Source organism: Actinomadura vinacea, from assembly GCF_039532545.1.
Classification (GTDB): domain Bacteria; phylum Actinomycetota; class Actinomycetes; order Streptosporangiales; family Streptosporangiaceae; genus Spirillospora; species Spirillospora vinacea.
The window spans coordinates 40,588-54,547 of the sequence record NZ_BAAARW010000026.1; the positions used below are offsets into that span (position 1 = coordinate 40,588).

Below are 13,960 nucleotides of genomic sequence, written 5' to 3' on the forward strand. Positions count from 1 at the left end.
TCACCGACATTTTTGTGCCGTCTTGATCATCTTTGCCGTGGTGACAAATCATGGTGTTACGAACAAATCGTAAGGAAGGACGCCGTGATGGTGAAGACGCTCGTCGTGGTCGGCGCAGGGCCTGGACTGGGCATGGGGGTGGCCCGAGCGTTCGGGCGGCACGGCTTTCAAGTCGGGCTGATCGCCCGCACCCGGGACAAGCTGGATGTCCTGGTCGGCGAGCTGGACGAGTTGGGCGTCACCGCGGCAGCGTTCCCGGCCGACATCCGTGACCGCGATGCGCTTGGCGGCGCCCTCACCGCGGCGAAGGAGCGGCTCGGCGCGGTCGACGTACTTGAGTACAGCCCCAGTCCGAGCGGGCCGATCACCCACGCGGCCGACACCACGGTCGACTCGGTAATGGCGCAGGTGGATCTGCACGTACTGGGAGCGGTGACCGCGGTGCGCCACGTACTGCCGGACATGCGGGGCCGCGGGGACGGCACGGTGCTGCTGACCACCGGGGTCTCCTCCACCATCCCCGCGCCGTTCCTGGCGAATGTCGGTCTTGCCATGGCAGGGCTGCGGAACTGGGCCCATGGGCTGCATGCCGAGTTGAAACCCCAGGGGATTCACGTGGGCACGGTGACGATCGCCTCGGGGATCGTCCCGGGCGGCGGCGAGGCGGACCCCGACGCCATCGGCGCCCGCTGCCACGACATGTACCGGCAGCGAGATCGGGTGGAGGAGGTGATCGGCGATCTGGAGGCGTTCCGCGCCCTGGTCGCCCAGCACTCCGCGGGCGCTCGTGAGTGATGAGCCAGGCCAGGGTCCAGCCTCGGCTCGACCGGCCGCAACGGCAAGCATGTGCCGGCCCAGGGCGTCGAGCGCGGGCACGAGATCACCGCCTTTGCCGGCCCGAGTCGCGCCGCACTGGCGGGCGTACACCAAGGCGGCGCGCACGACCTGGACGCCGTGCGCGAGGCCGTCCGAGGGCTTGACCGGAGAATCGCGCGCGGCACCCGGCTCACCGACGAACCGCTTGCCGGGCGGAGCACGGGCCTGCACTGGTCGTTGCCGGGCTCGTCTCTGCCTGCCGTCCTCGACAAGGCGGGCCAGGCTCGGACGACGACGCTCAGCGGGTCTGGCGGACGGCGAGCCGGTCTTCCAGGCCGTCGAGAAGAGCGCGCAGGCCGAACTCGAAGCTGCTTTCGGGAGCAGCGCCGTACTGCTGGGCCGCCGTGTCCTCGAGGCGGGCGCGGAGCCTCGGGAACTGCTTGGCGACCTCGGCCGCCTGCGCCATGGTGTCGCGCAGGCGTTCCTCGGCGTCGTCGCCCAGGCGATTGAGCTTTCTGGACAGCGAGGCCGTGGACGACTCGCCGAGCGCGTTACCGAGCACGAACATGAAGACGCCGGCCGTCGCCTGGTCCGCCTCTGCACCCGCGAAACCGGCCGCCTCGTATACGGCCAGGCTGTGGTCGTCGTGGCGGGCCTTACCCGGTCCGTACAGCACGTGTGAGGCCAGCGCCTGCACCACCCAGGGGTGCCTGGTGAACATCGCCAGCAGGTCGGTGGCCATCGCCGTGGCCGCGACCCGCCACCCGACCGCGTCCGGGTCGGGCAGCCCGATCTCCTGCCACACCTGGTCGCCGGCCAGGAGCAGCAGATCGTCCTTGTTCTTGACGTGCCAGTAGACGGCGGTCGCGGCCGAGTCGAGCCGCTGGCCGAGGGCGCGCATGTTCAGGCCTTCCAGGCCCTCCTCGTCCAGCAACTCGATCGCGGTCCGGACGATCTGCTCCTTGGTCAGCGTGTTACGCGGCATGCGCTCACGATACGGCAGCGACGACCCTCTTGCACAAAGTTCAAGGCACTACTTGCACTTTGTTCAAGTAGTGCCTAAGGTCGCACTTGAACAAAGTGCAACTCACTCACTCAGGGGAGTCCCCGATGACCACCGTCGCCGCCGTCGCCCAGCTGCTCGTCGCGCTGGCCTTCATCAGCATCCCGATGCTGCGCCATCGCTACGGAGCCACGACCGCCAAGGCGAACGCCGAGGCCGAGCTGCGGCGGCAGGGCGTTCCCACCGGCGTCCTCGCCGAGAACAAGCTCAACTTCGACGCCGCCGGCCACGAGACCGCGGTACCGGCCTCGGTCGCCGCGGTCATGGTCACCGTGGCGGCGCTCAACCTCGCGGGGAACCACTGGGGCCAGCTCCTGACCTGGGTCTTCTCATCCCTCGTCCTGGTCGGGAACGGGCTCATCCTGTGGAGCCAGCTGACCGCCGTGCAGTCCGTCCAGAAGGCATTCGAGCGCAAGGGCGACCCGACGCTGCGGCGCATCGACGTGCCGGCCCTGCTCAAGGCCGCCGAGAGCGGCTTCCCCACCTGGACGCCGATCCTGCAGAACGTCCGCCACAGCATGGTCTTCGCCGGCTCGATCATCGCCCTGGTGGCGGTCGGCCTCGCATGACGGCCTCAGCGGTCACGCCGGCCTGGCTGTGCCTCCGCGAGGCGTCGCCGTCCACCGCGGCGACGCCTCGAGTGGGCGAGTGGAACCGCAGGGCGTCTCGCCCGTTACACGGCTCGCTCGTGTCCGGGCGCGGTCGGCTCGCGCAGTTGTGCGCTCCACGGCGGGTTGGGGCCGGCCACGGTGCAGGTCAGGGCGGCTACGCGGACCGCGAACCGGCAGGCCTCGGCGACGTCGTCGGGACGCAGGCGGGACAGGCGGCCGCCGAGCAGCCCGCGCTCGCCGAGGTGATGCAGCAGCCCCGCGGTGAAGGAGTCCCCCGCCCCGACGGTGTCGACGACCTCGGTGCGCGGCGCCGGCACGGTGACGCGTTCACCGTCCAGCGAGGCCAGCGCGCCGTTCGCGCCGCGGGTGACGACCACGAGCCGGACACCGGTCTCGTGCCAGATGTCGCAGGCCCGGTCGGGCGGCGTTCCGGGCAGCAGTACCTCCAGGTCGTCCTCGCTGAGGCGCAGCAGGTCGGCGAGGGCGCACCAGCGGGCCAGCCGGTCGCGGTAGACGCCGGGGTCGACCAGCAGCGGCCGGACGTTGGGATCGATGCTGACGGTGGCCTGCGCGGAGGCCGCGTCCAGGAACTTCTCCACGACCGCGGCGCCCGGCTCGCGCACCAAGGCCAGCGAGCCGGTGTGCACGCAGGTGGTCGCGGACACGTCCACCGCCGCCAGTTCGGAACCGGTCCACTGCCAGTCGGCGGTGCCCTGCGCATGGAACGAGTACGTGGCCTGGCCGTCGGCGTCGACCTCGGCGATGGCCAGGGTGCTGGGCTCGGCGGCGCGCACCGCGTCGGACAGGTCCACGCCCGAGGCTTCGAGGTGCTCGCGGAAGAGGCGGCCGAACGCGTCGTCGGAAAGCCGCGTCAGGAAACGGGCCGGAGTACCCAGCCTGGCCAGGGCGACGGCCGTGTTCGCGGGTCCTCCCCCGGGCAGGACGCGCAACGTCATCTGGTGCGGCGCGCCTCCGGGTTCGGCGAACGCGTCCGCGACGTTTTCTCCCAGGACGGTGACCTGACGCGGGCGCATGGCTCTCTCCTGAACGAGGCGAACGTTTCGGGGACGGGGCATTGACGTTGCCGGAACCGGAGTCCATCATCGTCGCCAAGCAGTGTCAACGATGACATAGGTCAACGATGACACGCCGTCTGAATGAATCCGCAGGAGTGGCTCATGTCTCGCACCCCCCACCCCCTCCGCTCCCTTCCCTGGAAGCTATGCGCGTGCGCCGGCGCCGCGGCCCTCGCCCTGACCGCCTGCGGCCCCGGCGCCCAGGGCGGCGGCTCCGCGGCCGGCGCCAAGGTCGGCCTCATCACCAAGACCGACACGAACCCCTTCTTCGTCAAGATGAAGGAGGGCGCCGAGAAGGCCGCCCGGACGGCCGGCGTCGAACTGGTCAGCGCGGCCGGCAAGTTCGACGGCGACAACGCCGGCCAGGTCACCGCCGTCGAGAACATGGTCGCCTCGGGTGTGAAGGGCATCCTGATCACCCCCAGCGACTCAAAGGCGATCATTCCGGCGCTGGAGAAGGCGCGGGCCAAGGGCGTCCTGGTCATCGCGCTCGACAGCCCGACCGAGCCGCAGAACGCCACCGACGCGCTGTTCGCCACCGACAACTTCAAGGCCGGGCAGCTGATCGGCGAATACGCCAAGGCCGCCATGAAGGGCAAGCAGGCCAAGATCGCCACGCTCGACCTGGCGCCGGGGGTGGCCGTGGGCGTGCAGCGCCACAACGGCTTCCTCAAGGGCTTCGGCGTCGCCGGCAACGACCCGGCCGTCGTCTGCTCGCAGGACACCGCCGGCGACCAGTCCAAGGGCCAGACCGCCATGGAGAACTGCCTGCAGAAGGCCCCCGACCTCAACGTCGTCTACACCATCAACGAGCCCGCCGCGCTCGGCGCCCACACCGCCCTCAAGGCCAAGGGCCGCGACAAAGACGTGCTGGTCGTCTCCGTGGACGGCGGTTGCACCGGCACCAGGGCCGTCAAGGAGGGCAAGATCGCGGCCACCTCCCAGCAGTACCCGCTGAAGATGGCCCAGCAGGGCGTCCAGGCCGTCGCCGACTACGCCAAGAACGGCAAGAAGGCCACGGGCTACACCGACACCGGCGTCACCCTGATCACCGACCGGCCGCAGGACGGCGCCGCCTCCCAGACCACCGCCTTCGGCCTGGAGAACTGCTGGGGCTGATCCGCCCGGCCTTTCGGCAAGGAGCGTCATGACCGCCACGACCTACACCGAGCTGAAAGGGCCGACCACGGCCCGCAGACTCCTCACGGCACCGACCACGGGCCCGCTCGCGGCCCTCCTGCTGGCCTGCGCCTTCTTCTCCGTCACCACCGACCAGTTCCTCTCCGGCGGGAACTTCTCGCTGATCGTGCAGCAGGTCATGGTGGTGGGCACCCTGGCCATCGGCCAGACGCTGATCATCCTCACCGCGGGCATCGACCTGTCCTGCGGCGCCGTCATGGCGTTCGGCAGCATCGTCATCGCCAAGATGGCCGCCCAGGGCTCGCTGCCGCCGCTGGCCGCCATCGCGCTGGGCCTGCTGGTGTGCGCCGGGTTCGGCCTGGCCAACGGCCTGCTGGTGCAGATGGTCCCGCTGCCGCCGTTCATCGTGACGCTGGGCATGCTGAACGTGGCGTTCGCGCTGACCCACATCTACTCCGAAGACCAGACGATCAGCAACCTGCCCGCGCCGCTGACCGCGCTCGGCGAGACGTTCCCGCTGGGCTACACCGATATCACCTACGGGTCGCTGGTCACGATCGCGCTCTTCCTCCTCTTCGCGTACGCGCTGGGCAGCACGGCCTGGGGCCGCCACGTGTACGCGCTGGGCAACAGCCCGGAGTCCGCCCGGCTCAACGGCGTCCGCACGGCCCGGCTGACCATCGGCGTCTACACCCTGGCCGGGCTCACCTACGGCATCGCCGCGCTGCTGCTGATCTCCCGTACCGGCGTCGGCGACCCGCAGGCGGGCCAGACCGACAACCTCGACAGCATCTCCGCCGTGGTCCTCGGCGGGACGAGCCTCTTCGGCGGCCGCGGCGCGGTCCTGGGCACGTTCATCGGCGTGCTGATCGTGGGCGTTTTCCGCAACGGCCTGCAGCTGATGGGCGTCTCGTCCGTCTACCAGACCCTGATCACCGGTGTGCTGGTGATCCTGGCCGTGACCGTCGACCAGATCTCCCGGAAGAAGGCACGATGACCGGCCACGCGACCGACCCGGCGAGGTCCGCCGCGCCTCCCATCCTGCAGGCCCGCGGCCTGGTCAAACGGTACGGCCATGTGACCGCCATCGACGGCGCCGACTTCGACCTGCTGCCCGGCGAGGTGCTCGCCGTCATCGGCGACAACGGGGCGGGCAAGACCAGCCTGATCAAGGCTCTCACCGGCGCGCTCGCCCCGGACGCGGGCGAGATCAGGCTGAACGGCGAGCCGATCGTGTTCGCCGGTCCGCAGAGCGCCCGCAGGCACGGCATCGAGACCGTCCACCAGGACCTGGCCGTCGCGGCGTCCATGGACATCGCCTCCAACATGTTCCTCGGGCGCGAGCTGCGCAGGCCCGGCGTCCTGGGCACGGTGTTCCGGATGCTCGACAAGAAGCGGATGCGCGAGGAGGCCGCCCGGCACATGGCCGACCTCAAGATCGGGCTGCGCTCGCTCACCCAACCGGTGGAGACGCTGTCGGGCGGGCAGCGGCAGGCCGTCGCGGTCGCCCGGTCCGTCGCCTGGGCCCGCAGCGTCGTGGTGATGGACGAGCCGACCGCGGCGCTGGGCGTCAAGGAGTCGGGCCAGGTCCTCGACCTCATCCGCCGCGTCCGCGACAAGGGCCTGCCGGTGGTCCTCATCAGCCACAACATGCCCCACGTGTTCGAGATCGCGGACCGGATCCACGTCCACCGGCTCGGCCGCCGGGCCGCCGTCATCAAGCCCGGCGACCACTCGATGGCCGAGGTCGTCGCCATCATGACCGGCGCGCTCACCGTCGACGAGAGCGGCGATACTGTCGTGGCAGACAACGAGGCCGCGAAGGCGGCCGGCGTGTCGAACGCCTGACGGCGCGTCTTCCGTCGAACCGCGGGCCCCTGGCCGCGTCGCCGACCTGGGCCCGCCGCGCGAAACAGAAACGGTGGTACATGGCCGCGCCTCGCCGTCCGACCCTGGCCGACGTCGCCCGCGAGGTGGGCGTCAGCGCCAAGACGGTCTCCCGCGTCCTCAACGAGGACGGGCCGAGCTCACCGGAGACCAGGGAGCGGGTGCTCGCCGCGGTCGCCAGGCTCGGCTTCCAGCCGAACCTCATGGCGCGCAACATCCGGGTCGGCGGCTCCGACACCACGGTGGGCCTGGTGGTCCCGGACCTGGGCAACCCGTTCTTCGGCACCGTCGCCGGCGGCATCGAGGACACCGTCCGCGACCGCGGCCTCACGCTGCTCATGGGGTCGTCCGCCGACGACCCCGCCCGGGAGCACGCGCTGACCCGGACGTTCCTGGCGCGCCGGGTCAGCATTCTGATGATCGTCCCGTCCGTCGGGGCGGACCACTCCTCGCTCAGGACGCAGCGGTCGGCCGGGCTGCCGGTCGTGTTCCTCGACCGTCCGGGGGCCCGGCTGGCCACCGACAGCGTCGTCAGCTCCAATCGTTCCGGCGCCTACGAGGGCGTCACGCATCTGATCGCCCACGGGCACCGGCGGATCGGCTTCCTCGGCGATCTGCCGGTCAAGCTGTACACCCGCCGCGAACGCCTCGCCGGGTACCGTTCGGCGCTGGCCGACGCCGGGCTCCCCCTGGACCGCGCGCTCCTGGCCAACGCGCACGACGAGGCGGCGGCGGCCGGCGCCACGCGGCGCCTGCTGGGCCTCGCCGCCCCGCCCACCGCGCTGTTCGCCGGGAACAACATGCTCGCGCTGGGCGTCGCCGCGGAACTCGCCCGTTTGGGACGCAAGGACGTCGCGTTGGTCACCTTCGACGACGTCCCCCTCGCCGAGGTGCTGGAGCCGCCGCTCACGGTCGTGGCGCAGAACCCGGCCGAGCTCGGCAAGGCCGCCGCGGCGACCGCGCTCCGCCGCCTGGACGGTGACCGTTCCCGCGCCCGTACGGTCACCGTCCCCACCCGCCTGATCCCCCGCGGCTCCGGCGAGATCCCCGGCCCGGCCCGCACCCGCTGACCCGCTTACGCGTCGGCGGCTCAGTTCTCCGAGCCCCTGGGGTGACGTGCCTCGTCCACGTCTACGAACGGCGAGCGTGGGCCGTACCCAAGGTCTTCGACCGGATCGGGGTTCAGGTCTTGCGGGTGCGGGCGTAGTGGCGGGCGGCCTTGGCGCGGTTGCCGCAGACTGCCATCGAACACCAGCGGCGGGTGCCGTTCTGCGAGGTGTCGTAGAAGTGCAGGATGCAGTCGGAGTGCGCGCAGGCCTTGATGCGGTCGGGCATCTCGCGCAGCAGTCTCAGGTAGTCGTCCGCGGCGAGCCATGCGGCGAGCCATGCCGGATCGTCCACCTCGATCACGTCGGCTGGGCCGTGCTCGCCTAGTTCGCGGCGGACGCGGGCCTTGGCGAGGACGGCGTTGAGAGGTCTCGGGTCGCCGCCGTCCACCGCGGTGAGCAGCGCGGCCCGTGCGGTGAGCACGGCGTTCAGTGACGCCTCGTCGGCCGGGCAGCGGTCCGTCAGGTCTGCGCCGGCGAACCAGATGCGCAGGCCGTCCAAGCCGGTCAGCAGGTCCTGACGGGCGCCGTTCTGGACCCATCGGGTGTTGAGCAGGTCGAGCGAGAGCGGCTCGTCCACCAGGGGGCGCGGGTCCTGCTGCATCGTCATCCCCCCATCCTCGGGCCTCATTCTAACCACTGCGGACCTTGCAGCAGGTTGACGACTCTTTGATCTAACCTCTACTGTACTGAATACAGGTTAGAAATCGAGACAGGGAGTCAGCGATGCAGGAACTCAGCACCGGGCACATCGGGCTGAACGTGACCGATCTCGATCGCTCGCGGGACTTCTACCAGCGGGTCTTCGGCTTCGATGTGCTCGCCGAGTCGGACGGCGAGCGCCGCTGGGCGTTCCTCGGCCGGGACGGGCGGCTCGTGGTCACCCTCTGGCAGCAGAGCGCCGGCGAGTTCTCGTCCGGGACGCCCGGCCTGCACCACCTGTCGTTCCAGGTCGGGTCGATCGAGGAGGTCCGGGAGGCCGAGGCGCTGCTGCGCGAACTGGAGGTCACCTTCGCCTACGACGGTGTGGTGCCGCACGGCGAGGGCGCCGGCTCGGGCGGGATCTTCTTCACCGATCCGGACGGCATCCGGCTGGAGATCTACAGCCCGACCGGCGCGGAGGATGCGAAAGCACCCACCGCCGGCGCTCCCACCTGCGGCTTCTTCTAGAAGATGGGCTACCACCCCGGGGAGCGGCTCGTTCAGGAGCGGGCCGGCCGGATCAAGCAGGCCGACCATTCGCTGCGTGCGGTGCGCCGGACGATCCCCGCGGTCGCCGCGTCCTTCCTGGCCCGGCAGCCGATGATCGTCATCGGCGCGGCGGACGGATCCGGGCGGCTGTGGGCCACCCAGCTCACCGGCCCGCCCGGCTTCGTCCGCGCGGACGGCGAACACACGGTCGAGATCGCCGCCCGCCCCGGCGCACACGATCCCCTCTCCGGGGTCCTGGACGAGCCGCAGCGGATCGGGATGATCGCGATCGAGCCCGACAAGCGCCGGCGCATGCGGATCAACGGGACCGCCCGTCCTGCCGGCGACGGGCTGCTGGTCACGGCCGACCAGGTCTACGCCAATTGCCCCAAGTACATCCAGCGGCGCGAGCCGACGTTCACGGACGGCGGCGCGGCGCGGGCCCGTCGCGGCACCGGACTCACCGCCGCGCAGCGCGAGCGGATCGGGCGGGCCGACACGTTCTTCGTCGCCACGGCCGATGACCAGGGCGACGCCGATGCCTCGCACCGCGGCGGCAACCCCGGCTTCGTCCGGGTGCTCGGGCCCGACCGGCTGTGCTGGCCGGACTACCTGGGCAACTCGATGTTCATGACACTGGGCAACCTGCAGGCCCGTCCGCAGGCCGGGCTGCTGTTCCCGGATTGGACGACGGGTGCGTTCCTGCACGTGTCCGGCACCGCCGAGGTCGACTGGAGCCCGCGACCGGACATGCCCGGCGCGGAACGCCTGGTGCGCATGACCGTCACCGATGTCGTGGACGTGACCGGCGCGAGCCCGCTCCGCTGGTCCCCGCCCGAATACTCGCGTTTCAACCCTCCCGCCGACTGACCAGGAAGGACGACACATGCGACCGCCACTGCCACCGTTCACCGAGGAGACCGCGCGCGCGAAGGTGCAGGCCGCCGAGGACGCCTGGAACACCCGCGACCCCGAACGCGTCGCCGCCGCCTACACGGTCGACTCGATCTGGCGGAACCGGGACGAGATCTTCACCGGGCGGGACGCGATCGTGCGGTTCCTGACCCGGAAATGGGCGCGGGAGAACGGCTACGCACTGCGCAAGGAGCTCTGGGCGTACGCCGGCGACCGGATCTCGGTGCGGTTCCAGTACGAGTGGCACGACGACGAGGGCCGGTGGTGGCGCAGCTACGGCAACGAGCAGTGGGAGTTCGCCGCCGACGGATTGATGCGCCGCCGTGAGGCCAGCATCAACGACATCGCCATCGCCGAGTCCGACCGGTTCATCCGCGGTCCGCGACCGGCCGCCGAACACGGCCGTCCACTGCCGATCCCCTGAGCTCCGGTCAGCCCGCGGAGGACGGGGCGGGGCTGGAGAAGGTGGCACCGCCCCGTGTGAGCAGGGGGAGCGGTGCGGCGAGAACGGCCACGCAGGCGCCGACCAGCAAGAGGGGACGTGTGCCGAACTGCCCGACCGCCAGCCCTGCCATGAGGTAGCCGAGGGGCGTGCACGATTCGCTGCCCAGCCAGTCGAGGGCCATGACCCGGCCCAGGAGTTCGTCTGGGACGTCCTGCTGTACCGCGGTCGTCCAGAGGACTTCGAAAACGGTGATGCCCACGCCGGCCGTCCCCCAGAGGACGAGCACCCCGGGCAAGGGGAGCGCGGCCAGGGAAAGGGGCGCTCCCCCCACCAGAAGGATGCCGATGGCCGCGGCGAAGCCCGGACGGCTGGTTCGCAGCCTCGCCGTTAGGAGCGCCCCAAGGATCGAGCCCACGCCCAAGGCGGTGAAGGCCGCTCCATAGGCGCGGGGCCCATCCGTGGCGATGGGCGCGATGAGCATCATCGGCGCCACGGTCACCGTCATGACGAGCATGGACGCGCCCATGGACGCGGCAAGCCACCCGCGTCGCCGGACGGCCCGAAAACCTTCCGCGATGTCCCTCGCCATTTGCCCGAGGCCCCACGGGCGCGCTCTCGGGCCCGTCTCCACCGGGGACGACTCATGGACGAGGACGAGCGTGGCGAGGCTGGCCACGAAGGTGCCCACGTCCACCCACAAAGCCGCGGTCGTGCCTGTGGTGGCGATGACGGCCCCCGCCAGGGACGGTCCGATGACCAAGGCCGTGTACTGGGAAAGGGACGTCAGGGAGTTGCCCGCCTGGAGGTGCCGGGCGGGCAGCGTTCGCGGGATGACGGCGGCGTAGGCGGGCTGGAACAGGCCCTCGGCCATGGCCGTCACCACGACGAGCGCGGTCAGGACGGAGTCGGAGGCGACGGTGATTCCGGCCACGGCGACCGCCCGGACGAGGTCCGTCCACAGCATGATGGCGCGGCGGGAGAACCGGTCGGTCACGGCGGCCGCCAGGAGCGTCCCGGCGACGAGGGCGGCGCTCTGCGCCGCCAGGACAAGGCCCAGGGCGGCCGCGCCGGAGCCCCGCTCCAGCACCACGAGGGCGAGGATCACGGGGAACATCCGGTTCCCGACCGCGCTGAGCGACTGCCCGGCCCACAGCAGCGCGAAATACCGATTTCTCAGGGCCGCGAGCATGCTTGGCACCGCATCACGAGGTGATCATCACTTCAAGGTTATGACCTTATACGGGCATGGTCGTTTTCCACTGCTGCCAATGTGCTGAACACTGGCGATGTGAACACACCCCGCGACAATACACCGGGAATGCGCGTCACCTTGGCGGCCATGCCCTGGCAGTCGTTCGAACTGCCGTCCCTGCCGCTGGCCTTGCTGAAGGCACGGCTCGCCGAGACGCGCCCCGCCGACACGGTGACCGAATACTACGGCTATCTCCGATGGGCGGAGTACCTTCTGGAACGTACCGGCGGTGAGATCACCCCGGCGGTCTGCGAACAGGTTTCGGTCGATGACGTATTTCACGGAATCGGCGACTGGATTTTTGCCGGCGCGCTTTATGGCGATTCGCGATGGCGGGTCGCGGAGCTGGAGGCGTACGCGGCGCGGGCGCGCGGCGGCGCCTCCCTCGACCTGGGCCCGGCGCGCCGGATGCGCCCGCTGGCCGCCGGGTTCATCGGGCTGGCGGCCGCCGAGATCCTCGCGTCCGGACCCGATGTGGTCGGCCTGACCTCGACGTTCATGCAGAACGCGGCCAGTCTCGCGCTGGCCCGCAGATTGAAGGAGATCGCCCCCGGCGTCACGATCGTCTTCGGCGGGAGCAACTGCGACGGCGTGATGGGGCACGCGCTGCACCGCAACCACCCGTTCGTGGACTACGTCGTGCGGGGCGAGGGCGAGCGGGTGTTCCCGGAACTGCTGGCACGGATCGAGACCGGCGATTCCCCCGAACACCTTCCCGGTGTCTGCTGGTGGAAAGGCGACGATTCGGTCGCCAATGAAACGGCCGCGCATCCCGTTCCGCCGGCACTGATCCCGCGGCCCGACTTCGACGGCTGGCAGCGGGTTCTCGACGCTTCACCGGTGCGCCCTTTCGTCGAACCGAAACTCCTCCTCGAAGGCGCCCGCGGATGCTGGTGGGGCGAGAAACACCAGTGCGCCTTCTGCGGGCTCAACGGTTCCACGATCGCATTCCGGTCCCATCCCGCCGAACGCTTCCGCGAAGACATCGACCATCTCGTAAAAAGGCACCGCATTCTCGACATCATTACCGTCGACAACATTCTGGATATGTCATACTTCCGCGGACTGCTGCCCGGTCTGGCCGCGTCCGGATGGGACCTGCGCATCCACTACGAGGTCAAGGCGAACCTGCGCGCCGACCAGTTGCGGCTGCTTGCCGAGGCCGGCGTCCACTGCGTCCAGCCAGGTATCGAGAGCCTCAGCACCCGCGTCCTGGAACTGATGGACAAGGGCACCACCGCCACCATCAACGTGCGGATGCTGCGCGACTGCGAGACCGAGGGCATCACCGCGTCCTGGAACCACCTCTGCGGATTCCCCGGCGAGACCGACGACGACTACCTCAGGGTCATCGAGCAGATGCCCGCGCTCGTCCACCTCCAGCCGCCCGGCTCGGTGGGCCGCATCATGCTCGAACGCTTCAGCCCGTACTTCGAGCGCCCCGAGCTCGGCTTCGCCGAACGCCGTCCGCACCGGATCTACGACCACGTCTACGACCTCCCGGAAGAGGAGCTCAACGACCTGGTCTACCTGTTCGACACCCCGCCCGCCGGAATCTCCGACGAGCTCGAGAAGCGCCTGCAGGACGCGGCGGAGCACTGGCGCGAGGCATATACCGCCTCGGCCCTCGTCATCCGGGACGACACCGAGAACCACCTGCGCATCGAAGACCGGCGCGCCGGATGGCCCCGCACCGACCACGTGCTCACGGGATGGCAGGCCGACGCCTACCGCGCCCTGGAACGCGGCCGTACGGCCAAGGCCCTCGCCAAGCGGCTCACCATGGACGTCGGCGACTGGCTCCAGGAGCAGACCCGGCGCGGCCTGCTGTTCCAAGACGGGTCGACCTACCTGGCCATAGCCACGCGCGGCGTTCCCGTCCACAAGGTGCCCGAATGCCTGGGCGAGACCTCCCGCTGGCGGCCGCACGTATGAGCGCCATCGACGAACCCCTCGACCTGGGGGGCGACCCCGCGGCCACCACCCAGGCCGTGGCCCTACTGCGCGACCTCGCCCCCACCGGGCAACGCATCGAGTGGCGCGGCAGGGTCACCGGCCCCATCGACCTCAGCCTGCTCCACCACCTGCCCCCGCCTACCGAACTTGACGACGGCACCGACGACGCGTGCGACGCCAAGGACACCTGGGCCCGTTCGCACGGCTTCGGCTCGTTCTACTACCGGATGGGCCCCGGGTTCCTACAAGTGAAGGACACGCGCAACCCTGACAGCCCGTCCCAGACGGTCCTGGAGAACCCAGAACTCATCGACGTCTTCACCACGTGCCTGACGCCCACTGCCGTACGACATCTGGAGGCCCCTGCCCTGAGGGACCTCCTCCGCCGTCGCCTGCTCCTACTGGCGGGCGACCTCGCCGTAACGCTCCCCTGCCGCCTGACAAGGTGGCCGATCCCGTTCTTCGCCATCTGAACGAATCCCAGCGCACCGCCCACCCGGCC

Annotated in this window: 15 protein-coding genes; 11 read left to right on the forward strand and 4 right to left on the reverse strand. The window is 70.4% G+C overall.

Features of this window, described 5'->3' with window-relative positions; genetic code table 11:
- Positions 1 to 87: 87 nt before the first annotated feature.
- Positions 88 to 795 (forward strand): SDR family NAD(P)-dependent oxidoreductase, encoded by a 708-nt coding sequence (locus ABD340_RS33245; protein WP_344594417.1) that lies wholly within the window; start codon positions 88 to 90, stop codon positions 793 to 795.
- Between the two features lie 319 nt (positions 796 to 1,114).
- On the opposite strand, the gene ABD340_RS33250 is transcribed toward ABD340_RS33245, so the two are convergent.
- On the reverse strand, positions 1,115 to 1,801 hold the full coding sequence (locus ABD340_RS33250) for a TetR/AcrR family transcriptional regulator (protein WP_344594419.1): 687 nt from the start codon (positions 1,799 to 1,801) through the stop codon (positions 1,115 to 1,117).
- A gap of 125 nt (positions 1,802 to 1,926) precedes the next feature.
- Here ABD340_RS33250 and ABD340_RS33255 point away from each other — a divergent pair, with 125 nt between their 5' ends.
- The gene (locus ABD340_RS33255) at positions 1,927 to 2,448 is read left to right on the forward strand and encodes a hypothetical protein (protein WP_344594421.1); all 522 of its coding nucleotides are present in this window, start codon (positions 1,927 to 1,929) and stop codon (positions 2,446 to 2,448) included.
- Between the two features lie 104 nt (positions 2,449 to 2,552).
- Here the strand turns inward: ABD340_RS33255 and ABD340_RS33260 are convergent, their stop codons facing one another.
- Positions 2,553 to 3,524 carry a carbohydrate kinase family protein gene (locus ABD340_RS33260; protein ID WP_344594423.1) on the reverse strand — a complete coding sequence of 324 codons (972 nt, stop codon included), beginning with the start codon at positions 3,522 to 3,524 and terminating at the stop codon, positions 2,553 to 2,555.
- Positions 3,525 to 3,668: 144 nt separating this feature from the next.
- On the opposite strand from ABD340_RS33260, the gene ABD340_RS33265 reads away from it, so the two are divergent.
- From ABD340_RS33265 to ABD340_RS33280, 4 genes are all read left to right on the forward strand, one after another.
- Positions 3,669 to 4,685: a sugar ABC transporter substrate-binding protein gene (locus ABD340_RS33265; RefSeq protein WP_344594425.1), complete on the forward strand. Its 1,017-nt coding sequence runs from the start codon at positions 3,669 to 3,671 to the stop codon at positions 4,683 to 4,685.
- 28 nt (positions 4,686 to 4,713) lie between these two features.
- Positions 4,714 to 5,703, forward strand: a complete 990-nt coding sequence (locus ABD340_RS33270; protein WP_344594427.1) for an ABC transporter permease — start codon at positions 4,714 to 4,716, stop codon at positions 5,701 to 5,703.
- The gene (locus ABD340_RS33275; protein WP_344594428.1) at positions 5,700 to 6,554 is read left to right on the forward strand and encodes an ATP-binding cassette domain-containing protein; all 855 of its coding nucleotides are present in this window, start codon (positions 5,700 to 5,702) and stop codon (positions 6,552 to 6,554) included. Before ABD340_RS33270 ends, ABD340_RS33275 begins: the two co-directional genes overlap by 4 nt.
- A gap of 80 nt (positions 6,555 to 6,634) precedes the next feature.
- On the forward strand, positions 6,635 to 7,663 hold the full coding sequence (locus tag ABD340_RS33280; RefSeq protein WP_344594430.1) for a LacI family DNA-binding transcriptional regulator: 1,029 nt from the start codon (positions 6,635 to 6,637) through the stop codon (positions 7,661 to 7,663).
- A gap of 112 nt (positions 7,664 to 7,775) precedes the next feature.
- Here the strand turns inward: ABD340_RS33280 and ABD340_RS33285 are convergent, their stop codons facing one another.
- Positions 7,776 to 8,309 (reverse strand): CGNR zinc finger domain-containing protein, encoded by a 534-nt coding sequence (locus tag ABD340_RS33285; RefSeq protein ID WP_344594431.1) that lies wholly within the window; start codon positions 8,307 to 8,309, stop codon positions 7,776 to 7,778.
- 116 nt (positions 8,310 to 8,425) lie between these two features.
- On the opposite strand from ABD340_RS33285, the gene ABD340_RS33290 reads away from it, so the two are divergent.
- The 3 genes from ABD340_RS33290 to ABD340_RS33300 are packed head-to-tail and all read left to right on the forward strand — an operon-like array spanning position 8,426 to position 10,229.
- Positions 8,426 to 8,869, forward strand: coding sequence for a VOC family protein (locus tag ABD340_RS33290; protein ID WP_344594433.1), 444 nt, complete (start codon positions 8,426 to 8,428; stop codon positions 8,867 to 8,869).
- Between the two features lie 3 nt (positions 8,870 to 8,872).
- A complete protein-coding gene (locus ABD340_RS33295) occupies positions 8,873 to 9,760 on the forward strand; it encodes a pyridoxamine 5'-phosphate oxidase family protein (protein WP_344594434.1) in 888 nt (295 codons plus the stop codon).
- Between the two features lie 16 nt (positions 9,761 to 9,776).
- Positions 9,777 to 10,229 (forward strand): nuclear transport factor 2 family protein, encoded by a 453-nt coding sequence (locus ABD340_RS33300; protein WP_344594436.1) that lies wholly within the window; start codon positions 9,777 to 9,779, stop codon positions 10,227 to 10,229.
- A 7-nt stretch (positions 10,230 to 10,236) separates the two neighbouring features.
- On the opposite strand, the gene ABD340_RS33305 is transcribed toward ABD340_RS33300, so the two are convergent.
- Positions 10,237 to 11,439, reverse strand: a complete 1,203-nt coding sequence (locus ABD340_RS33305) for an MFS transporter (protein ID WP_344594438.1) — start codon at positions 11,437 to 11,439, stop codon at positions 10,237 to 10,239.
- A gap of 129 nt (positions 11,440 to 11,568) precedes the next feature.
- Between ABD340_RS33305 and ABD340_RS33310 the strand changes: the two genes are divergently transcribed.
- Both ABD340_RS33310 and ABD340_RS33315 read left to right on the forward strand, forming a co-directional pair.
- Positions 11,569 to 13,437, forward strand: coding sequence for a RiPP maturation radical SAM C-methyltransferase (locus tag ABD340_RS33310; protein WP_344594439.1), 1,869 nt, complete (start codon positions 11,569 to 11,571; stop codon positions 13,435 to 13,437).
- A complete protein-coding gene (locus ABD340_RS33315; protein WP_344594440.1) occupies positions 13,398 to 13,931 on the forward strand; it encodes a DUF5825 family protein in 534 nt (177 codons plus the stop codon). The genes ABD340_RS33310 and ABD340_RS33315 overlap by 40 nt, the downstream gene beginning before the upstream one ends.
- The last annotated feature ends 29 nt before the right edge of the window (positions 13,932 to 13,960 follow it).